The sequence below is a fragment of the Marinoscillum sp. 108 genome (assembly GCF_902506655.1).
In the GTDB taxonomy this organism is placed as follows: domain Bacteria; phylum Bacteroidota; class Bacteroidia; order Cytophagales; family Cyclobacteriaceae; genus Marinoscillum; species Marinoscillum luteum.
Map to the genome: position 1 here is coordinate 1,023,404 of NZ_LR734808.1, position 20,735 is coordinate 1,044,138.

General features: G+C 45.7%; 18 protein-coding genes. 7 read left to right on the forward strand and 11 right to left on the reverse strand.

Annotation, left to right across the window (positions count from 1 at the left end):
• Window positions 1-2: 2 nt before the first annotated feature.
• The 3 genes from GV030_RS04235 to GV030_RS04245 all read right to left on the reverse strand — a co-directional run bounded on the left by GV030_RS04235 (window position 3) and on the right by GV030_RS04245 (window position 3,017).
• The gene (locus GV030_RS04235; RefSeq protein ID WP_159580131.1) at window positions 3-1,472 is read right to left on the reverse strand and encodes a TolC family protein; all 1,470 of its coding nucleotides are present in this window, start codon (window positions 1,470-1,472) and stop codon (window positions 3-5) included.
• A gap of 4 nt (window positions 1,473-1,476) precedes the next feature.
• Window positions 1,477-2,154, reverse strand: coding sequence for an L-serine ammonia-lyase, iron-sulfur-dependent subunit beta (sdaAB, locus tag GV030_RS04240; RefSeq protein WP_159580133.1), 678 nt, complete (start codon window positions 2,152-2,154; stop codon window positions 1,477-1,479).
• Window positions 2,155-2,222: 68 nt separating this feature from the next.
• Entirely contained in the window at window positions 2,223-3,017 is a 795-nt protein-coding gene (locus GV030_RS04245; protein WP_159580135.1) for a thymidylate synthase, read from the reverse strand.
• Window positions 3,018-3,148: 131 nt separating this feature from the next.
• On the opposite strand from GV030_RS04245, the gene GV030_RS04250 reads away from it, so the two are divergent.
• Window positions 3,149-5,332, forward strand: coding sequence for an RND family transporter (locus GV030_RS04250; protein WP_159580137.1), 2,184 nt, complete (start codon window positions 3,149-3,151; stop codon window positions 5,330-5,332).
• A 14-nt stretch (window positions 5,333-5,346) separates the two neighbouring features.
• A complete protein-coding gene (locus GV030_RS04255; protein ID WP_159580139.1) occupies window positions 5,347-5,811 on the forward strand; it encodes a peroxiredoxin in 465 nt (154 codons plus the stop codon).
• On the opposite strand, the gene GV030_RS04260 is transcribed toward GV030_RS04255, so the two are convergent.
• On the reverse strand, window positions 5,794-6,498 hold the full coding sequence (locus GV030_RS04260; RefSeq protein ID WP_159580141.1) for a 1-acyl-sn-glycerol-3-phosphate acyltransferase: 705 nt from the start codon (window positions 6,496-6,498) through the stop codon (window positions 5,794-5,796). The two genes, GV030_RS04255 and GV030_RS04260, sit on opposite strands and share 18 nt — an antisense overlap.
• A 130-nt stretch (window positions 6,499-6,628) precedes the next feature.
• Between GV030_RS04260 and leuS the strand changes: the two genes are divergently transcribed.
• Together leuS and GV030_RS04270 are read left to right on the forward strand one after the other, a co-directional pair.
• On the forward strand, window positions 6,629-9,403 hold the full coding sequence (leuS, locus tag GV030_RS04265; protein ID WP_159580143.1) for a leucine--tRNA ligase: 2,775 nt from the start codon (window positions 6,629-6,631) through the stop codon (window positions 9,401-9,403).
• 31 nt (window positions 9,404-9,434) lie between these two features.
• A complete protein-coding gene (locus tag GV030_RS04270) occupies window positions 9,435-9,878 on the forward strand; it encodes an LEA type 2 family protein (protein ID WP_159580145.1) in 444 nt (147 codons plus the stop codon).
• A gap of 210 nt (window positions 9,879-10,088) precedes the next feature.
• Here GV030_RS04270 and GV030_RS04275 read toward each other — a convergent pair whose 3' ends face one another.
• The 7 genes from GV030_RS04275 to GV030_RS04305 all read right to left on the reverse strand — a co-directional run bounded on the left by GV030_RS04275 (window position 10,089) and on the right by GV030_RS04305 (window position 15,539).
• On the reverse strand, window positions 10,089-10,472 hold the full coding sequence (locus GV030_RS04275; RefSeq protein WP_159580147.1) for a VOC family protein: 384 nt from the start codon (window positions 10,470-10,472) through the stop codon (window positions 10,089-10,091).
• 2 nt (window positions 10,473-10,474) lie between these two features.
• Entirely contained in the window at window positions 10,475-11,305 is an 831-nt protein-coding gene (locus GV030_RS04280; RefSeq protein WP_159580149.1) for a hypothetical protein, read from the reverse strand.
• A gap of 89 nt (window positions 11,306-11,394) precedes the next feature.
• Complete coding sequence (locus GV030_RS04285; RefSeq protein ID WP_255465090.1) at window positions 11,395-12,180, reverse strand: SGNH/GDSL hydrolase family protein; 786 nt, start codon at window positions 12,178-12,180, stop codon at window positions 11,395-11,397.
• Window positions 12,177-12,530: an MmcQ/YjbR family DNA-binding protein gene (locus GV030_RS04290; RefSeq protein WP_159580151.1), complete on the reverse strand. Its 354-nt coding sequence runs from the start codon at window positions 12,528-12,530 to the stop codon at window positions 12,177-12,179. The genes GV030_RS04285 and GV030_RS04290 overlap by 4 nt, the downstream gene beginning before the upstream one ends.
• A 26-nt stretch (window positions 12,531-12,556) precedes the next feature.
• The gene (locus tag GV030_RS04295; RefSeq protein WP_159580153.1) at window positions 12,557-12,769 is read right to left on the reverse strand and encodes a DUF6728 family protein; all 213 of its coding nucleotides are present in this window, start codon (window positions 12,767-12,769) and stop codon (window positions 12,557-12,559) included.
• An 18-nt stretch (window positions 12,770-12,787) separates the two neighbouring features.
• Complete coding sequence (ispG, locus tag GV030_RS04300) at window positions 12,788-14,773, reverse strand: (E)-4-hydroxy-3-methylbut-2-enyl-diphosphate synthase (RefSeq protein WP_159580155.1); 1,986 nt, start codon at window positions 14,771-14,773, stop codon at window positions 12,788-12,790.
• Window positions 14,774-14,822: 49 nt separating this feature from the next.
• Window positions 14,823-15,539 carry an SDR family oxidoreductase gene (locus GV030_RS04305; RefSeq protein ID WP_159580157.1) on the reverse strand — a complete coding sequence of 239 codons (717 nt, stop codon included), beginning with the start codon at window positions 15,537-15,539 and terminating at the stop codon, window positions 14,823-14,825.
• A 144-nt stretch (window positions 15,540-15,683) separates the two neighbouring features.
• Here GV030_RS04305 and GV030_RS04310 point away from each other — a divergent pair, with 144 nt between their 5' ends.
• The 3 genes from GV030_RS04310 to GV030_RS04320 are packed head-to-tail and all read left to right on the forward strand — an operon-like array spanning window position 15,684 to window position 20,734.
• Window positions 15,684-16,415: an ABC transporter permease gene (locus GV030_RS04310; protein WP_159580159.1), complete on the forward strand. Its 732-nt coding sequence runs from the start codon at window positions 15,684-15,686 to the stop codon at window positions 16,413-16,415.
• Window positions 16,412-17,155: an ABC transporter ATP-binding protein gene (locus tag GV030_RS04315; RefSeq protein WP_159580161.1), complete on the forward strand. Its 744-nt coding sequence runs from the start codon at window positions 16,412-16,414 to the stop codon at window positions 17,153-17,155. Before GV030_RS04310 ends, GV030_RS04315 begins: the two co-directional genes overlap by 4 nt.
• Window positions 17,156-17,191: 36 nt before the next feature.
• Window positions 17,192-20,734: an ABC transporter permease gene (locus tag GV030_RS04320; protein WP_159580163.1), complete on the forward strand. Its 3,543-nt coding sequence runs from the start codon at window positions 17,192-17,194 to the stop codon at window positions 20,732-20,734.
• Window position 20,735: the final 1 nt, after the last annotated feature.

Sequence of the window (20,735 nt, forward strand, 5' to 3'; positions counted from 1 at the left end):
GATTAGAATGATAAGGAGTTACCCTGATAAAAGTCTAAGATTTTTTTCTTGAAAATGAAGTCAAATTTAGCGCGAACAAGATCCGATTTGGCACGAAACAAGTTATTAGATGCCACCTGATAGTCCGTGAAATTCGCAGCCCCTAAGTTATACTGGTTTTCCACAGAACGAAAAGTTTCTTCTAATGCTTCCACTTGTCGTGATGAAGCAGCGTAGGTTTTGGACGCAGCAAAAGCGTCATTGTAAGCCGTTTCAATAGTTTGTCTCAGTAAGTTCTTTTGCTCTAGTACCGTGATCTCTGCCTGCTGCAAATTGATCCTTGCGTTTTGAACGCTGGATTTGGCCTGGAGGTTATTGAAAATAGGAATAGACAAATTCAAAGTCAGCGATTTACTGAAGTTTTGGTTCATCTGATCCCCGAACCCTACGGTTTCCAGCGAGCCATTAGGTGAAATGGATATTTCCTCGACAGGGGTGCCGTCATTAGTTTGATAAAAGGTGGGGTTGGTGATGACATTCCCGCTGGCATCCCTATTGATTGTATAGGGATTATCCTCATCAATGTTGTACTGCTTATAAGCATCCGAATAGTTGGACCGGAAGCTGCCGTTCAGAGAAAGCGTGGGTGCATACCCTGATTCTGCCACCTTCACTCCCATCAGGGCACTTTGCACCTGCAGTTCGGCGCTTTGTATCTCTGGCATGGACGCTACTGCTGCCTCAAAGACCTCATCAGAACTTATTGTGAGGTCGGCCTCTCCTTCCAGCGTCAGATCCGGGATAATCAGCTCAATGTCCTGAGAAGTAGGAATCAACATGGCCTGTTTCAGGCTCAGCAAGGCAAGGTCCAGGTTATTTTGAGCGGTCACCAGCTGTACCTCGTTGGTAGCCACCTGAGAGATCAGCTCCAACTCATTGGTGCGGGGCAGCGCTCCTCCTGCTACCAGCTTTTTGGTACGCTCCAGCTGCTCCTGACTGGACCTTAGCTGGTATTCGGCATTTTCAAAGAGTTCACGGTTGAAAATCACATTCAGGTAAAACGTAACCACATTTAACGAGATGTCATTCTCCGCTTTATCCACCGCATACTGTGACGATTCCAGACTCATCCGGTTTTGCTTGATGGTATTGGTGATTCTAAACCAGTTAAACAAGGTCATATTGGCAGTGCCGCTCACCCCAGTAAAGTTAATCTGCTGAGTAATGAATGAGTTGGTGGTAGGATCAATGGATCTACCCCAGTTGTAGCCATAATTTCCTCCCACATTCAGGCTCGGGAGCTGACTGGCCCTGGATTGGTTCAGATTGACCTGAGCAAGCTGCTCCTGGAGGTTGCTGCGCCTCACAGACAGGTTATTTTCTATGGCAATGTCGATGCACTGCTGAAGATCTAATACATAAAGTGAATCACTTTGGGCAAAGGCGGTAAAAGTAAAGAAGAGAATCAGTAGGGTTAGGTTCAGTTTTTTCATGAGATCATTGATCAATGTCGGGTATGTAGAGGACACTCCTCACCCAGTTAAGGTTACGTAAATATTCTAAAGTGATGGTTTTTATGCCTGAGTCCATTTCAAAAACCAGGCAGGCCAGATCGTTCTTTCCTTTTCTGGAAACAGTCATGGTAGCGATGTTGCAATCGTCATGTGAAAGCACATCTGAAATGAAGGCGATGCTTCCCTTCTGGTCATCGGCATGAATGATGAGTGTGTGGGCACTGGCCGTGAAATTGCAGTCAAAGCCATTGACTTCACGGATTCTGATCACCCCACCACCTCGGCTCTCTCCTACCACTTCGGCCTGATTGTCCTTGGAGGTAAGGTTCAGCCTTACCGTATTGGGATGAAGCGTAGAAGCATTGCCTATAGACTTAAACTTGTACTCGATACCAGCATCTTTCGCCAGCTCCAGCGCACCTTTGATGCGCTCATCATCCGTAGGAAAATCCATGAGACCGGCCAAAATAGCTCGGTTACTCCCATGTCCTTCATAGGTTCTGGCAAAAGAATTATAAAAGGTAATGATGGCCTTGGTGGGTTTGTCTTTCAGAATTTTACGGGCCACCCTGCCTATACGTACCACTCCAGCTGTATGCGAGCTGGACGGGCCTATCATCACAGGGCCTATCATATCAAATACACTGCTTCTTTCAGACATATCAGGAAATTAAACGATTAAAGAACTAATACGATACTTTAAAATGTCACTTATTGTAAAAAGTTGACTTAAACTGCCACCTGGGCCTTGATATGAGGGTGTGGATCGTAGTTTTCCAGTGTAAAATCCTCAATGGTGAAGGAAAAAATGTCTTTCACGTCAGGATTTAGTCGCATAATCGGAAGAGGCCTTACTTCACGAGAAAGCTGAAGACGCGCCTGCTCCAAATGATTGGAATAAAGGTGTGTATCCCCAAACGTGTGTACAAAATCTCCATATTCCAGCCCACACACCTGCGCTATCATCATCGTGAAGAGTGCATAGGAGGCAATATTAAAAGGTACCCCCAAAAACACATCAGCACTGCGCTGATACAGCTGACAGGAAAGCTTACCATCGGCTACATAAAACTGAAACAAGGTATGACATGGTGGCAAAGCCATTTTTTCTATTTCGCCCACATTCCAGGCACTGATGATCATTCTTCGTGAATTGGGATTGTTTTTAATGGTGTCGATCAAGCCCGAAAGCTGGTCTACCGTGGTGCCATCGCTCTTGGGCCAGCTGCGCCACTGCACCCCATAGACAGGGCCTAGTTCACCATTGGAATCTGCCCATTCGTCCCATATGGTCACCTTGTTATCATTTAGATACTTGATATTGGAATCTCCTTTGATAAACCAAAGCAGTTCATGTATGATCGATCGGAGGTGCACTTTTTTGGTGGTAACAAGGGGGAAACCATCCTGCAAATTGAACCTCATCTGATGTCCGAAAATGCTCAGGGTACCTGTGCCTGTTCTGTCTCCCTTTTCCACACCGTGGTCCAGGATATACTGCATCAAATCGAGGTATTGTTTCATGATTAATCGTTTTTGATTGGCTACTTTCGTAAAGGATAACGCTAAATTAAGACCTAAAAAGTAGAAACCTGAACGCTTTACTAAATAAGTACTTTGGAAATTTCAGGAGTGGTAAATTCCGCTTTTTACTGGTGAGCCTATGGGTGGTTATCACCATTTTCTTTGCGTATCACCTGCAGTTTCTCAAAGCGGATTTTGAATTCGAGAAGTTTTTCCCTCTTGATGATCCAGACATCACTTTTTATGAAAATCACCTAAACCATTTTGGCTACGACAATGACTATCTCCTGATTATTCTGGAAAATAACAATGGAGTATTTCGTCAGGACTTTCTTAAAAAAATCGCTCAGCTAACGGCCAGTATCAAATCAGAAGAGGGCGTAATTCAGGTTGGCTCTCCGCTCGATTTTCAACAGCCCATTAAAGCTCCTCTTGGGGTAACACTTGTTCCGCTCATTCATCTGGAGAACCCGGAACTATACCCACAAGACAGTGCAAGAATGTTTGCTCACCCTATCTACAGGTACTTCTTTGGTATTGATGGCAGGTCTTTACTCGTACAGGTTACCCATCAGCATTTCGAAGACCCCGTTTCCGCTGATCTACTGGTCAATAACCTGAACCAGTTACTCACCCAGGAGCATTTTGATCACTTCCGACTGGCGGGAAAACTTGTGGCTCAAAAGGCATTCATCGGATACATTCAGAGCGATTTTATTCTCTTCATCGCATCAGCACTCGTGGTGAGCTTTCTTCTTCTTACCCTCGTCTTTCGCTCACTGAAAGTATCGCTCATGCCCTACCTCATCAGTGTCACCAGTCTTATCTGGTTGCTGGGACTGATGGCCTTGCTGGGGCAGACCATTACCATTTTGGGTTCGCTAATTCCTCCTGTTATTCTATTTGTATCCACCTCTGATGCCATTCACCTCATCAATGCCTTCAGGGCAGACGAACAACCCGATTTTATCACCAGGTTAAAGACAGCCATCCATAAGGTGCTCACACCTACTTTTCTCACCTCGGTCACCACTGCTATTGGTTTTTTTAGTCTTGTGACCATCGATACAGAACCTATTCGCTTTCTGGGGATTTTCTGTGGGATTGGCATTCTGCTCTCTTTTATCATCACTTTTGCTTTTGGACCATTGCTGATCCATCAAAGCTACGCGCCACGCAAATCAGGTACAGCCACAAGGTACCTGGCCATCTGGGTGATCCGGCATTTCAGAGTCGTTCTCGCTGGCACCACACTCCTGGTGATCTTATCTGTGGCAGGACTTTATCTCCTCAAAACCGATGCTCGCCTCCTGGATGATCTTCCTGCGGACTCAGAAGTCAGGCAGGACTTTGAATTTGTGGACATTCACTACGGAGGGTCCAAGCCCTGGGAAATGGCCTACTGGCCTAAAGATCCCAATGGCAGCATTTGGGAGGAGGAGGTCATGCGAGAGGCTCACAAGATTCATCAGTACTTACTAAAGGAGTATCCCATGGAGCGACTTTGGTCACCGGTCACCTTTGCCATGTATGGCCATCAAATGATCAATGGAGGAAGCTCTGCAGCATTTGAGATGCCTGATACACAAAATTACCATAGAGCCATTCGAACCATACGCCCTTACACCCGGAAGCCTGAAGTCCCCAGCCTGATCGGCAAAAATGAGCATTATGCCCGCTTTACGGGTTTCATTCCTGAATATGGATCATTTGAAACCATCCGAAAAGATCAGGAGCTCCTTTCCTACCTCGATGCCCACATTAATCATGATGTCATTGAGTACCGACTCACTGGCACCACTTACCTGATCGACAAAAGCCATGGAATGCTCTCCGCTAACCTGATGCGTGGACTTCTAATCGCCATTTCAGTCATTTCTTTAATACTTGGGATTTATTTTCGTTCGCTTAAAATCCTGTTGATCAGCCTAATTCCCAATATCATACCCCTTTTAGCCACGGCCGGGTACATGGGGCTTGCAGGAATTTCGTTAAAACTCACAACCTCCATTATATTTGCTGTTGCATTCGGTATTGCAGTGGATGACACCATTCATTTTATATCAGTGTACCGAAGGCAAAAAGCTAGAAATAGGATATACAGAATGATCAATACTTTTCAGACTGCTGGTAAGGCCATGAGCATTACCACACTGGTAATTGTTTCGGGTTTCGTTTTATTCCTTTTTTCCTCATTTGGAGCTACTTATTACCTGGGCTTGTTTTTGTCCTTGTCCCTGACAATAGCCCTGATCATTGATCTAACCCTACTTCCGCTACTCCTTCATTTTACAAAAAACAAGAACAGTTTATAGTTGTTAACAACACAATGAATAAAGGATTAAAAATAGGCGATGACATTCCTGAAGTAACCCTCAAAGATCAGGAAGGCCATCTGATTGATTTAACCTCGTTCAAAGGGAAACATTCTTTGGTGGTATATTTCTATCCAAAGGACGATACTCCGGGGTGTACCCTGGAAGCTTGCAGTTTCAGAGATCGATATGATGAATTTGAAGAGGCCGGCGCCAAGGTGATCGGTATCTCAGGAGATTCTGTAGGTTCCCACAGCCGTTTTGCTTCGCGTCACGGTCTCAATTTCATGTTATTGAGTGATATCAACAGAGTCGCTGAAAAGGAATTTGGGGTGCCGAGAAACCTGTTGGGGTTATTACCAGGTAGGGTCACCTACGTCTTTAACAAGGAAGGAAAGCTGGTATCCACCTTCAGTTCGGCGGTGAAGGCCACCAGACACATCAAGGAGTCGCTGAAAGCGCTATCCACCTGTCAATGAGGCTACTGGCTTATTAGCCAGTAGAGCTACCTTTTCCCTGACCTGCTCCACCACTTCGGCACTTCCATCGCAGGTGATCGGAGCAGATACGCTCACTACCATCTGGGTACTGCTCCATTTGCCCCAGGTAAAGGACTTTCCGGTCTGCCTGATGCCTATGGGAAGGATCGGCACATTGGCCTCTTTGGATAAAATAAAAGGACCTTTTTTGAAATGAGCGATCTGATGATCCACTGTGCGTGTGCCTTCGGGAAACATCAACACTGATTTTCCCTGATTAATCAGTTTAGCTGATCGCTTCAGACTCTCCATCGATTTCTTCCGATTGGACCGATCGATAAAAATCATGCCCGTGGCCATCATGTACCACCCAAGGAATGGGATGATTCTCAACTCTTTCTTTGCCACAAAGTACAGGTTGGCAGGAATCGCCCGAAAAAGAATGGGTATATCCAAATACGACTGATGATTACAGACAAACACATAGGGTTTGTCTCGCTCAATGACTTCCATCCCACTCTTTTCTATTCGGATGCGAAAAGCCCACAAAATACCCGGAGCCCAGCAGCTACGGGCCATCGCCACAGGTATGGCTGTGCGAAAAGTGAATAGATAGATAATGAGCGACAGGCTAATCCAAAAGATGCTCCAAACCGCACAAAAGAAAACTCTTAAAAATACCAGCATTCAATCAATCAAAATTCTCCTCAAAGCTAAGCACTCTCCCATAAAATGGTACCCACTTAAAAGCTTTGATTTAATACTCGTTTTTCAGGGCATCGTTTAACTTTGCGCACTTTATAAAAATCGAGAATCAATGGCCGAGTACAAACATCTGGAGGTAGAAAAAAAATGGCAACAATACTGGCAGGAAAACAAGATCTATGAAGTAAGCATAGATCCTTCCAGGCCCAAGTATTACATCCTGGATATGTTTCCGTATCCTTCAGGTGCCGGACTACACGTAGGCCACCCACTTGGCTACATTGCTACAGACATTATTTCTCGTTTCAAACGACTCAAAGGGCACAATGTGCTTCACCCGATGGGTTTTGATGCCTTTGGCCTACCGGCTGAGCAGTATGCCATCCAGACCGGTCAGCATCCGGCCATTACCACGGAAACCAACATCACCCGCTACAAAGAACAGCTCACCAATCTGGGATTTAGCTATGACTGGTCTCGCGAGGTGCGTACTTCAGAACCCTCCTACTACAAATGGACCCAATGGATCTTCAAGCAGCTATTTAACAGCTGGTACAACAAAGACTCAGACAAGGCAGAGCATATCGACACATTGATCTCAGCTTTCGCCGAAAGCGGAAATCAGTCTATCAATGCCGTGTGTGATGATGACGTGCCTGCATTCAGTTCAAGTGATTGGAATAGCTGGTCTGAAGAGGCACAGCAAAAAATGTTGCTCAAATACCGACTGACCTATATCGCAGAAACCACCGTAAACTGGTGTCCGGCTTTAGGTACTGTCCTTTCCAACGATGAAGTAAAAGACGGATTTTCGGAGCGGGGCGGCCACCCTGTCGTGAAAAAGAGCATGGCGCAATGGAGCATGCGCATCACGGCCTATGCCGACAGACTGATTTCCGGGCTGGATAAAATTGACTGGCCAGAGCCTATCAAAGACATGCAACGCAACTGGATCGGCAAATCCTATGGCGCTGAAGTAGATTTTGCCATTGAAAACTCAGATAAGAAGATCAGGGTCTTTACCACCAGAATTGACACCATCTATGGGGTGAGCTTCATGGTGGTGGCACCTGAAGCCGAAATCGTACAGCACCTGACCACTCCTGAGCAAAAGCAAGAGGTTGAAGATTATATTGCCGTGGCCAAAAACCGCTCTGAGCGTGAGCGAATGAGCGACGTGAAGACCGTTTCCGGGGTGTTTACCGGGAGTTATGTGATCCATCCATTTAGCGGAGAGAAAGTACCTGTCTGGATTGCCGACTATGTGTTGGCAGGATACGGTACCGGAGCAGTGATGGCCGTGCCCAGCGGAGACCAAAGGGATTTTGACTTTGCCAAGCACTTTGACCTGCCGATAGTACAAATAATCGATTCGCAAAAGATTACCGAAACGGAAGCTGATGCCACCAAAGAGGGCAAAATGATCAATTCTGGTATTCTGAATGGACTTACTCCACTTGAGGCCATCGATAAGGCCATTGCTGAGGTGGAGAAAAAGGGAATTGGGGTTAGAAAAGTGAACTACAGATTGCGTGACGCCATCTTTGGTCGCCAGCGCTACTGGGGTGAGCCTATTCCGGTTCACTTCAAAAATGGTATCCCCTATCTACTGGAAGACAGCGAACTGCCACTCAATCTTCCCGAGGTAGATAAGTATCTCCCCACAGAAGACGGTGCCCCACCACTGGGCCGTGCGGACAACTGGCAGTATAAGGATGGTACTCCCTATGAGCTGACCACCATGCCTGGTTGGGCCGGATCCAGCTGGTACTTTTTCAGGTACATGGACCCGGACAATGATCAGGAATTTGCGTCTGAAAAAGCCCTTGACTACTGGCAGCAGGTGGACTTCTATATGGGCGGCAGTGAGCATGCCACCGGTCACCTCCTCTACTCCCGTTTCTGGACCAAATTCCTCTACGACATGGGATTCATCAAAGTAGATGAGTATGCTAAGAAGCTGGTGAATCAAGGAATGATTCAGGGCCGCTCAAACTTCGTTTACCGGGTAAAAAATGAGAACAAATATGTGTCCTTTGGACTGAGAAAGGAATTTGATACTTACCCGGTGCACGTGGATGTCAACATTGTAAAAGATGATATTCTGGACCTGGAGGCGTTTAAGTCATTCAGACCAGACGCAGAAGATGCAGAGTTTGTATTGGAAAACGGCAAATACGTCTGTGGCTGGGAAGTAGAAAAAATGTCCAAATCCAAGTACAATGTGGTCAATCCGGATGATCTGGTGGAGAAATACGGTGCTGATACACTCAGAATGTACGAGATGTTTCTTGGACCTATAGAGCAGAGTAAGCCCTGGAACACCAATGGCATAGAGGGTGTTTACAAATTTCTCAGGAAATTCTGGACGCTCTTCCACAACAACCGGGAGGATCTCCTGGTGGTCTCAGAGGAGCCCGCCACCAAAGAAGAGCTAAAGGTGCTCCACGGTCTTCTAAAGAAAATTGAGGAAGACATAGAGCGCTTATCACTCAACACCTCAGTGAGTAATTTCATGATCGCCGTGAACGAACTGGGGGCACTCAGCTGTAACAAGCGGGCTATACTGGAGCCAATGGTTATCGCCCTGGCCCCTTTCGCTCCACACCTTTCTGAGGAGCTCTGGTCACTTCTCGGACATGAGGAAAGCATTTTTAATGCCTCCTTCCCTGTATTTGATCCCACTCATCTGGTAGAGGATAGTTTTGAGTACCCGATCATGGTGAATGGAAAAATGAGAGCGAAAATTCAATTGGGAGCGGATCTGTCCAAAGAAGAAATCGAGTCGCAGGCACTGGCTCACCCCAATGTACAGAAATGGACTGAAGGTAAAGCGCCTAAAAAGGTAATCGTAGTACCTAAAAAGATCGTCAATGTGGTGGTATAATCGTGGCATTATTTGTGCAATCAACCACCACATGAAAAACGCAATAATCGTAGCGACTTTGCTCTTTCTGGGAGCTTGCACGCGACCCGAAAATGCTCCACAGTTCATAGGGATAGAGAACATTGAAGTCTCAAAAATCATGGGCACCAATGCCGTGCTTAAAGCAGAAGCTATTTTTTACAACCCCAATGATGTAAAAATGAAGCTGCGCAAAGTGAACATTGATATCGAGCTGGAAGGGAAGAAAATCGGAGTGATCAACCAGGAATTTACGACCAAAGTACCTGCTCTTTCCGAATTCAGGGTGCCATTGAATGCCAGTTTTGATATAACAGAAATCGGACTACTCAATGGCATCATCAGCATCCTGGGTGGGAAAAAGGTGGTAGTCCATTATAAGGGGTTTGTGAAAGTCTCCGTGCACGGTTACCCGGCCACTGTTCCTATTGACTTTGAAGAGGAAGTAAGGATGTGACAGATAAATACTTAGACAAAAATCCCTAAAACGTGGTATTGAACTGGATTTGGCTTTTGGCTAGCTTTATGCAATAATTAGCACAAAAATGAAACGCCTTATCTCCACCGCCCTGATTCTTCTGATTTCCAGCCTTTTTGTTTTATTGGGATTCAAGAAATTTCGTCCTTCCGTACAGAAACCCTCTTCGAAGCTTTTTGTCTGACCTGACTAAACCGTCAGTTCAATGATGTTTCCCTCGGGATCCAGTATGACGCTTTCGTAATAGCCGTCACCTGTAGTTCGTGGTTCGCTGTGAATGGTGATGCCCGCACGTCTGAATCGTTCTGTGTACTCATCCACGGCCTCTCTGCTTCCCAGACTTAGCGCCATATGAGCCCAACCCAATTGAGTAGAGATCCCCTTTTGGTGATGGTCTGGTTGCTGCATCAGTTCCAGGCGCGTATCCCCATCTGCAAAGGTTAAAAAATAGGATTTGAAGTTCTTCTTAGGGTTGTGATAAAGATCGGAGGCAATGGCTCCGAAATACTTCACATAGAATGATTTGATGGCTTCCAGGTCACCAACCCAGATTGCCAGGTGTTCTACTTTCATATTTAAAATCCGGAATTGGGATCTTCTTTTATGGCGTCATCCAAGGAGGGTTCTACCTCAACCTCCTGTATTATGGGGTCTGATTTAACCTTTTTCCCTTTAAAGAGGCCTTTAAAAAAGCCTCCGGAAGACACTGAATCCGCAGGGTTATCAGGCAGCGGCTCTGAGACCTCCTCCTGTATGGGCACTCTGGTATAGAGATACTGTCCAAAATGCTTATTGTAATACGCCTGCTCCACATTCAATGCCTTGTCATTTGGATCATACCTATAGAGGTATTTGAGTTCCGTTTTAGGCTTGGCCGGCTCCACTATCGCCAACGTAGGAATATCGAGGGTATCCTCTTCGGAAGAAACAATGGTAGCTGTAGAGTCAATCACCACAGTAGCCGAATCAGAAAAATCACTGGCAATAAATTCACCAACATCCTCCACCACAGGAGGCTCTTCAATAGGCTCTGGTGCTAGTATATTCTCCTTAGGGGCGGTCCTGAGTTCGTAGTTCTTCAGCCAATAAGGTTCATATTTAACGATTCCAAACTTGGTCTTCTTCACCTCATCCGGGGTAACCACATAAGGCTCTACATAGGCAAAATAATCAATCCCTTTGCCAACAGACGCCACCACCGCTCCCGCACTATCCAGCGATACCGGCTTCTGACTCGCCAGATATTTTAGGCGCTCATCCTTGTCTATTTTCCAGAGGTAAGAGTAGTAGGCCATCCGCACCGAATCATCCAGAATATAGGTACTCTGAAAAGCCGGACAAATGATCTTGTCACGACAGGAGGCCAGGCATAAGATGATGATAATAACAGCGGAAAGTTGCCTCATAAATATGGCTATCGGCGAATACAACCCCTAAAATAGGATTATTTTAATTATGGTAAAAGTTTGTAGGGCAGAAAGAAAGTGTTTCAATATCACTCATCTAAGATTTCCAGTGCGTGAGGAAGGATCATTTGCACCCATGCCGCATACATTTCTCCTGACGGGTGGAGGCCATCTTCAGCCACATATTCGGGCTTGGTGGCAGCTTCCCTGGATATAGGTGTGATATTGAAAAATGTCACACCGTAAGCCTCCGAAAAGCCTTTGGCCATATTGTTATAATCGTCTATCTCACGAGCGATTTTAGCCCGATCACTATTGGCCGCAAAGGGTGTTACTCCATAGTCAGGAATACTCACCACGATCACCCTACGCTTGTCGCCTCCGGCAAAGTCAATGGCCTGTTGTAGAAGGGACTCAAACTCGGTCCGATAAATAGATATGCTGTAGCCACGATACTGATTATTCACTCCTATAAGCAACGAAACCCAATCATAAGGCCCTTTAACCTCGGAATTGTCGATACCACCTTGAAGCTCCGCTGTGGTCCACCCTGTCCTGGCAATGATCTCGGGATCTTTCATCTCCACACCCCTTTCACGGAGCTCTGTGACCAGCTGTACAGGCCATCTTTCTGCTATTTCCACACTTTCTCCAATGGTGTATGAGTCACCCAAAGCGAGAAAACTTATGCTTCCATTTGTCATAGTAGTATCCTCATTATTTTCTTCATTTTCAGAACTTTCCTCACCTTCTGGCTCAGAATCGTCATTAGCAGGCGTTTCATCCTTTGTTTTCTCCTCATTTTCAGGGCGGTTATCATCTGCCTCCATACAGGAAAGTGGGAAAATCAAGCAAAACAAATAAATCAACTTCATAGGTTCTTCAGTTCTGCTTTCAATTTGGCCGGTAGGCCGGAGACTACCAGATCATATGAATCATCCACCCACTCCCGTATTTGCTGGTCAGAAAGAATCCCAACTGCCATCACGGTATTCCAGTGTTTCTTGTTCATGTGATAGCCCGGCAGCACATCCTCAAACTCCTCTCGCAGCCTGATGGCTTTCTCTGGATCACACTTCAGGTTGACACTGACAAAATCTTCTACATTGGCCAGCGCAAACATTTTGCCCATCACCTTAAATACCAATGTATCGGCATCAAAAGGAAACTCCTCAGTCACTCCTGGCTTGACAATGCAGTGATTTCTCAGATCTTCGATGTTCATAGATTACAGAATATACGATGTAAAAACTATGACCGGATGATGTACCTCACAATGATGACAATCACGCAGATCAAAAACATGATCATGGAAATCTTATTGATTCCATGCATCATCTTAATACTCGTATTGGTCGGTCGAGAAGGGTCTTTTTTTCTGAAAAAATAGGTTAATACTTCTTTGAAATTGAAATAGTAACCAGCATCATTTTTCTCTTCGCTCTGGTTTTGTTTTTCTGACATGGTCTTCTATTTGAATCGTTACAGGACAGCCTGTGGCTCTGTCCATTTGCCATCTTCCTTGATTAACTCTATCAATTCATCCAGGGCACGTGCAGAAGGCACTCCCCGCTTCATTACTTCTTTGCCTTTATACAAAGTGATCTTCCCCTTACCAGACCCCACATAACCATAATCTGCATCTGCCATTTCCCCCGGGCCATTCACTATACAACCCATGATACCGATTTTCACACCTTTCAGATGGTCGGTGCGCTTCCTGATCATGGCAGTAGTCTCCTGCAGGTCAAACAAAGTACGCCCGCATGAAGGACACGAAATATACTCTGTCTTGGTGATCCTGGTTCTGGCCGCCTGCAATATCCCGAACACGGTGCTATTATACAGTTTGGCTTTAGCCAATCTCTCTGACCTGTCCCTTTTTACCTGAGCCATGCTCAGAAGTGCTCCATCTCCAAAACCATCAATGAGCAAACCACCAATGTCGGTGGCAGGATACATCATCATGGCATCTGCATTGAGGTCAGGAAAAGATCGCTCAATCACCACCGGTATACTCACTCCGGCATTGACCAATCCAACGAATGACTGACGCAAATCTGCATAAGCATGCTGATTATTTGTTTTGAGAATCAACACAGCGTTGGTCATCTGTCTGATCTTTTCGATCACAGATGGCGTGAGCTCCGTAGTAGATAGCTGTATAAAAATACACTTTGAATCAATAGGTTTATCTATCTCATTTACAGTAATTAATGGGTACTTGTTTGCGTCTGAATTGACCGTCAACCAGGTGTCATAATCAAGTATTTCTTTAAGTCCATTGGGTAACATAAAGGGGATTGGGCGGGTACCGGTATAAATGTAATCGCACCCCAAATCATTCATCGTCCACTTGTCCAATTCCGGCAGGTAGAAGTGCCCAATTGCTTTGAGGTCTTTCATTTCTACAGACTCAATATCAGAAAAATCCGCAATCACCCTGGGGACATTCCCTCCACCAAAATTGATCACCTCATTAGTCTGACGTTTCTGATATTCATAGGGATGATAAGCGCTAAAATCACAGTTGGCAATTGGCGCATGTCCTTGCCTCCCAGCGAGCCTATCAACAAGGATTTGCCCTACAGGGGCTTCTACTTCAGGTGCTTCGGTGAGAGAGACACGCACGGTATCTCCCAATCCATCCTCCAGCAGCACACCTATTCCAAGGGCACTCTTGATTCGGCCATCCTCTGCTTCGCCTGCTTCCGTCACACCCAGGTGCAATGGATAAGGCTGTAGTCCTTCCTCATCCAACTTCTGAACGAGCAGTCGATAAGCCTGCACCATCACTTGTGGATTGCTGGACTTCATAGAGATCACAATATCAAAGTATTCCAGCTCTTCGCAAATCCTGATAAACTCCAGTGCTGACTCCACCATTCCTAATGGGGTGTCACCATATCGACTCATGATCCTATCAGACAATGAACCATGATTGGTACCAATGCGCATAGCTGTACCGTATTCCTTACAAATCTCCACCAGGGGTGTAAACTTTTCGCGAATGCGCTGCAGTTCGGCATTATAAGTCGCGTCCGTATATTCTATCTCCTCAAATCGCTTTTTATCGGCATAGTTTCCCGGATTCACCCTTACCTTCTCCACGATGGTAGCAGCAAGTTCTGCTGCATTCGGAGTGAAGTGAATATCAGCCACCAGCGGCACAAAGCATCCCCTTTTGCTCAACTCACTTTTAATCTCGCGGAGGTTCTCGGCTTCTTTGATACTGGGCGCCGTAATACGCACATACTCGCACCCACTCTCCACCATTCTCAATACCTGCTCCACCGAACCCTGTGTGTCCATGGTGTCGACGGTGGTCATGGATTGTACCCTGATGGGGTTATCCCCACCCATGGGTACGTCCCCAACATACACTTCGCGGGTCTTTCTCCTTTTATATTGAGTGAGGCTATCGCAAAAATTGACCTTTCCGGTCAGGAGCTCATCGGCAGGGTTCATAAAATAACATTTATGGTCTAAACACCATACAAAGATAAAAGTTGCGGGATCATAAATCGCCTAATTGTGGTCTGATTACCAGGTCCTCCACCACGGTCCGGTCACTGAGCTGATAAGTGGTGAAAATCATCTCTGCCACATCTTCCGGTTTCATAAAGCGATCTTCAGGCAAGTCCACCCCTTCCCAACTGGCAGTAAAGGTAGCTCCGGGCATCACTGAGGTCACCCGGATTTGATCTACTTTCAATTCCTCTCTCAATACTTTACTCATTCCATACATCGCAAACTTGGAGATGCAGTAAGATCCACCATTGGTGTAAGCGGTAATGCTGGCAGTGGAACAGATATTGAATATATGCCCTTTTTTCCGCTTCTTCATTTCAGGGATTAGTCCTCTGCTGAGTCTATAAGCACTATACAGGTTGGTTTCAATCTGCGACTCCAATACGCCCTCTTCTTCTGTGTGTACCTGACCAGGCACAAACTTTCCAGCATTATTGACCAAAACGGCCACAGGCTTACCCGTCAATCGGATAAACTCAATAAAGTCATTCACCTCTGCTTTCCTGGACACATCAGACACATTCACCAGCACTTTGTTGCCGTACTTGCCCTCTATAGATTTCTTCAGATCATCCAGGTCGGTCTCATTTCTGGCGCAGGTCGCTATGGTATAGCCGGCTTCAGAAAATTTTTCTATGATGGCCCGGCCGATACCTTTGGTGCCTCCAGTTACCACAACTAATTTATCTTTCAGATCACCCATAATTCTATAAAGCAACCAGAAACCACATTGTTATTTAAGAAAACAAAATCTTCATTTTGTCCTTTAGTTGGTCAAACGGTTTGTGTTTGCTTCGTTCTTATTAATTTCGGCAAAGCTAACACATCTGACGCAAGAGAATACTTCATGAAATCACTAGGTAAATTTTTGATTTTTGCTGGTCAGCTTTTCGTAAGACGCGAAAGTTTTTCCACCTACGTTTCCCTGACCATCGATGAGTGCATCAAGGTGGGGTATAATTCTCTTTTTATTGTGACCATTGTCTCGGTATTCATGGGTGCGGTTACTACCATCCAGACGGCCTATAACCTGGTAAGCCCCTTCATTCCTGATTACGTGATTTCACTGGTAGTACGGGATATGACCGTTTTGGAATTAGCTCCTACCATTATGGCCATTGTATATGCAGGAAAGGTAGGATCTAACATAGCCGGTGAACTCGGAACCATGCGAATCACAGAACAAATTGATGCTTTGGAAGTGATGGGCATTAACTCTACTTCCTATCTGGTGCTTCCTAAAATCATCGCTTCTATGCTTATGTATCCGATGCTGGTGGTGCTTTCGGCATTTTTGTCCATCTATGGTGGCTACCTCACCAGCCTGGCCACAGGCATTATCTCTGGCCATGATTATATCTACGGTATTCGATATGACTTCATTGAGTTCAATATCGCATTTGCTCTCATCAAGGCATTTGTTTTTGCTTTTCTGGTAGCTGCCATTTCTGCTTACAAGGGATACTTCACTTCAGGCGGAGCACTGGAGGTGGGCCAATCGTCTACTGCTGCCGTCACCAATAGCTGTATTGCCATTTTGCTGGCAGATTATCTACTCGCTCAACTACTACTCGGATGATCGAAATCAACAACATAAAGAAGTCTTTTCAGGGCAAAGAAATCCTAAAGGGTATCAACGGCACTTTTGAGCCGGGCAAATGTAATCTGATCATTGGGTCCAGTGGAACCGGAAAAAGTGTGCTTCTGAAGTGTATTGTGGGGTTATTTAAGCCCGACGAAGGAGACGTACTCTATGATGGCCGTGACTTTTCTCACGGTGACAAAGAGGCCCAAACGGAAATAAGGAGGGAAATAGGAATGCTTTTTCAGGGCAGCGCACTGTTTGACAGCAAGAATGTAGAGCAAAACGTGATGTTTCCGCTGAACGTGCTCACAGATATGAGCAAGGAAGAAAAGATAGAGCGCGTGAACTTTTGTCTACAACGTGTGGGGCTGGAGAATGTGAACAAAAAAATGCCCTCTGAGATCAGTGGAGGCATGAAAAAACGTGTGGGCATAGCACGTGCTATTGTCAACAAGCCCAATTATCTTTTTTGTGATGAACCCAACTCCGGGCTGGATCCACAAACTAGTATGGTCATTGATGAACTTATTGACGAAATCACGCAGGAGTACCAGATGACTACTACCATCGTCACTCATGATATGAATTCGGTGATAGAAATAGGTCAGAAAGTAATGTATCTCTACAAAGGTGAAAAATTATGGGATGGCACTAACAAAGACATCACCCACTCAGGTGTGAAGGAATTGGATGACTTTGTCTTTGCCAACAGAATGATGAAGGAGTTCAGATAAAGCAGAAGCATCATCAAAAACCACTAGTTTTAGGGGATGAAGGAATGGATGAACTGGCCATGGACTGAAATGTTACTTGCCTGTACGGTGGTTCACGGCATCATTGCAGGAGTGCTGCTTCTTTTCAATAAGTTCCCTGCGAGTCAGTTTTTGGCACGACTACTCCTGAGTACGCTCATCTTTCTCTCCAGCAGCTTTGCCCCTTCCGGTTTGTTCCTGGATCAATTTGCCCTGGCTCTGGTGGCTATTAGCCTTTTTCTCTACACCAGGTCATTTTTCACCCAAAAAACCCGTAACAACAATAAGCACCTGCTACCGTTGGTGCTTCCAGCGCTTTTCACATCTGCTTCGGTGATGGGAGTTGATTTCGAATATGGCTTCATTATTCGGGAAGGAACCCTAATCGCCATTGTGGTTATATACCTCCTTTCTGCCCTCAGGACGGCACAGAGAGAAGCAGTCCAGCGTGGGATCTACTGGTTTCAAAACCCGGGAAGCCGCCTGTTATGGTTTAGAAATTTTCTCCTTTTTTCGGTACTCCTTATTACCTATTGGCTCCTTGCCGGCAATACCCTCAGTGTTTGGGAGACTTCCCTGGGTATTCTGATTTTCAGCTACTTTATCTATTTTCAAGTCTTTAAGGAATCTAACTTCCTATCCCCAATTCCTCTGGGAAATAAGTATCAGAAATCAACCCTCACTCCCGGGCAGAAAGCGGCCATCCTGGAACGTCTGGATGATTTGCTGCAAAAGGATAAATTTTACCTCCAAAGCACCATATCCCTCAGTCAGTTGTCGGATCAACTGCACACCACCACCCATCACCTTTCCCAGGTGATCAATGAAACCAAAAGCACCTCCTTTCAGGAGCTGATCAGTCAGTACAGAGTGCGTGAAGCCAAGCACTTGCTGAAGGCACCGGAGCAGCAGCAAACCAAAATAGAGAACATCGCTGCCATGGTTGGGTACAACTCTAAATCGGCCTTTAACACAGCTTTTAAAAAGTATACAGGGCTCACACCGTCAGAATTTAAGGATACCAAGGGTGTTCGATCCTATCGGGAAGAACGTCTGCCCGGCCAGAAAAAACCATTCTTTCAATACTTAGGCCTTAGTTCGTACCATGTTTTACCAAACCTCAAAACAAACATGGTTAGCAACTTCCTGAAAATCTTCTATCGCAGAATGGTGAGAAACAAAGTGTTTTCTGCGATCAATCTATTTGGGCTCACTGTTGGGTTTTCCTGCAGTATCCTGATCTACCTATTCATCACCGACCAACTCTCCTACGATAAGGAGCTCGAGGATAGCGAGAGAATCTATCGCATCGCGTGGATGAGTGACAACCCCCAGACGCGCACCCCACACCCCATGGCCCAGGCCATGGCCAGAGATCTGCCAGAGGTAGAGGCTGCCACCAGTCTTTCACCATGGAATGGTGTAGGGCAAAGCAATGAGACTGTGAAAGTAGAAAATGTGGAGGCTGAAATTCTGTTTCAGGAGCCCAATTTCTTCTTTGTGGATTCTACCTTTCTGGATGTCTTTCAGCTAGAGGTAGTAGCCGGCGACAAAGACGCACTCAGGAAACCATGGAATCTGGTCATCACCGACAAGATGGCCAAAAAATACTTTGGTAATGAAGATCCCATAGGGCGGGAACTAAACGTAAACGACATGCCTGTGGAAATAGCTGCAGTCATCAAAGGGATGCCCGATAAATCCCATTTTCACATCCAAGGCTTGGTCTCCTATGTGACCATCAAAAACATTAACCCCAGTAACCCCTGGTTCACCTGGGAGGACTTTGGACATTTTAATTACATCAAAACCAAATCTGGTGTGGACCCCGCCAAGTTGGAAGCCAAAATCCCCGAATGGGTCCTTTCATACCTCAACTGGCCACAGTCTTACAGAGCCTCTCTGCTGGAAGGTGATTATCAGTTCGCTTTGCAACCAATAGAAGAAATACACCTCTCGTCACATCTGCGATGGGAGCTGGAAAACAATGGCAACATCCTGTATGTATATATTCTTACTGGCACCTTGATCTTCTTGCTCCTCATTGTGTGCATCAACTACATTAATCTGACTACCGCTAAGTCATTGGAAAGAGCCCGGGAGGTGGGAATCAAAAAGACACTTGGTGCCTATTCGGGAAATCTTACCCTGCAATTTTACCTGGAGTCACTCATATTTTGTCTACTGGCCTGGATTCTTGCCCTCCTTCTTGCGGTATTGTGTCTAGACACTTTCAATTACCTGTCCGGTCAGGCATTCGAGCTTTCAGACATCTTTAACAGCTCTTTTCTGCTAAAATCTATGGGTTTGTGTCTTGCTCTGGCACTTCTGGCTGGTTTTTACCCCGCTTTCACCTTGTCTTCATTTATTCCCATGGAAGTGCTGAAAGGCAAGTTCTCTTCCTCATTCCAGGGAAGACAAGTGCGAAATGGATTGGTGGTCTTTCAGTTTTGTATCTCCAGCATTTTGATTATTTCCAGTCTGATCATCGTGAAGCAGATCAACTTCATGAAAAACACATCGCTGGGTTTTGATCATGAGGCGGTCATATCCATCCGCGTACACCCAAGTGTAGAAATCGGTGGAATCGATCTACGACAGGTCGAGACCTTCAAAGAACAATTTGGCAATATCCCCGGAGTGCTCAATACAGGTTCCATTTCCAACCTGCCCGGTGGTCAGTTTAATCAAAATGCTATTTTTCTGGAGGATAGTCCCGAGAATCGGGTAGATGCTTCTGAGCTATATGTAGACTATGGTACGGCGCCATCTTTGGGTCTGTCTATGGCCATGGGAAGATACTTTGACCCTACCTATGCAGCAGATTCTGCCGGGACCACGTTTATAATTAATGAAAGCGCTATGTCTGCCCTCCGTCTGGAAGATCCCATCGGGAAAAGCCTGACATGGGATAGCGATCCGGTAGCCCAAAAAGGAACCATCGTAGGGGTCGTTAAAGACTTCCACTACCAGTCATTGCATGAGGCCATTCAACCATTGATCATCCAGCTCAATCCCGAATATGCCAATCACCTCCTGGTGAAAATGGAGGGTAAGAACTTTCAGCAAACACTGAACGACATACAAATCAGCTACCAGAATATTGAGAGTGAGTTACCCTTTAGCTATCGCTTTTTGGATGAGCAACTGGCCAATCTCTACCTATCTGAAGAACGCACGCTCAATGTCTTTTCCATTTTCGCCGGATTGGCTTTGTTTCTGGCCTGCCTGGGATTGCTCGGCCTGGCTCTGGCTCTACTCAATCAAAAAGCAAAAGAAGTAAGCATACGGAAAATTATGGGTGCTACACCCAATCACATTTTAGCTATGGTGTTTTCTCAGTTTGCTCGACTGCTCGGGCTGGCACTCTTGCTGGGGCTACCTACTGGCTATTTTCTGATGCAAAGATGGATTGGAGAATTTTCTTACCAGGTAACATTGGGAGTAACCCCCTTCTTACTGGCATCCGCTCTCCTGCTTCTCGTGGCCCTTGGCAGTGTGAGCTTGGTAGTATTGAAAATCTCCCGGGCCAATCCTGCAGATAACCTGAGGTATGAATAGG

Excerpts from the sequence above, each read along its gene's own strand:
- GV030_RS04255 (WP_159580139.1), top strand. The coding sequence starts at position 5,347 with ATGAATAAAGGATTAAAAATAGGCGATGACATTCCTGAAGTAACCCTC.
- ispG (WP_159580155.1), bottom strand. The coding sequence starts at position 14,773 with ATGAACCCTGCCGATGAGCTCCTGACCGGAAAGGTCAATTTTTGCGAT.
- leuS (WP_159580143.1), top strand. The coding sequence starts at position 6,629 with ATGGCCGAGTACAAACATCTGGAGGTAGAAAAAAAATGGCAACAATAC.
- GV030_RS04245 (WP_159580135.1), bottom strand. The coding sequence starts at position 3,017 with ATGAAACAATACCTCGATTTGATGCAGTATATCCTGGACCACGGTGTG.
- GV030_RS04315 (WP_159580161.1), top strand. The coding sequence starts at position 16,412 with ATGATCGAAATCAACAACATAAAGAAGTCTTTTCAGGGCAAAGAAATC.
- GV030_RS04275 (WP_159580147.1), bottom strand. The coding sequence starts at position 10,472 with ATGAAAGTAGAACACCTGGCAATCTGGGTTGGTGACCTGGAAGCCATC.
- GV030_RS04280 (WP_159580149.1), bottom strand. The coding sequence starts at position 11,305 with ATGAGGCAACTTTCCGCTGTTATTATCATCATCTTATGCCTGGCCTCC.
- GV030_RS04290 (WP_159580151.1), bottom strand. The coding sequence starts at position 12,530 with ATGAACATCGAAGATCTGAGAAATCACTGCATTGTCAAGCCAGGAGTG.
- GV030_RS04305 (WP_159580157.1), bottom strand. The coding sequence starts at position 15,539 with ATGGGTGATCTGAAAGATAAATTAGTTGTGGTAACTGGAGGCACCAAA.
- GV030_RS04235 (WP_159580131.1), bottom strand. The coding sequence starts at position 1,472 with ATGAAAAAACTGAACCTAACCCTACTGATTCTCTTCTTTACTTTTACC.
- GV030_RS04310 (WP_159580159.1), top strand. The coding sequence starts at position 15,684 with ATGAAATCACTAGGTAAATTTTTGATTTTTGCTGGTCAGCTTTTCGTA.
- GV030_RS04260 (WP_159580141.1), bottom strand. The coding sequence starts at position 6,498 with ATGCTGGTATTTTTAAGAGTTTTCTTTTGTGCGGTTTGGAGCATCTTT.
- sdaAB (WP_159580133.1), bottom strand. The coding sequence starts at position 2,154 with ATGTCTGAAAGAAGCAGTGTATTTGATATGATAGGCCCTGTGATGATA.
- GV030_RS04295 (WP_159580153.1), bottom strand. The coding sequence starts at position 12,769 with ATGTCAGAAAAACAAAACCAGAGCGAAGAGAAAAATGATGCTGGTTAC.
- GV030_RS04285 (WP_255465090.1), bottom strand. The coding sequence starts at position 12,180 with ATGAAGTTGATTTATTTGTTTTGCTTGATTTTCCCACTTTCCTGTATG.
- GV030_RS04270 (WP_159580145.1), top strand. The coding sequence starts at position 9,435 with ATGAAAAACGCAATAATCGTAGCGACTTTGCTCTTTCTGGGAGCTTGC.
- GV030_RS04320 (WP_159580163.1), top strand. The coding sequence starts at position 17,192 with ATGAAGGAATGGATGAACTGGCCATGGACTGAAATGTTACTTGCCTGT.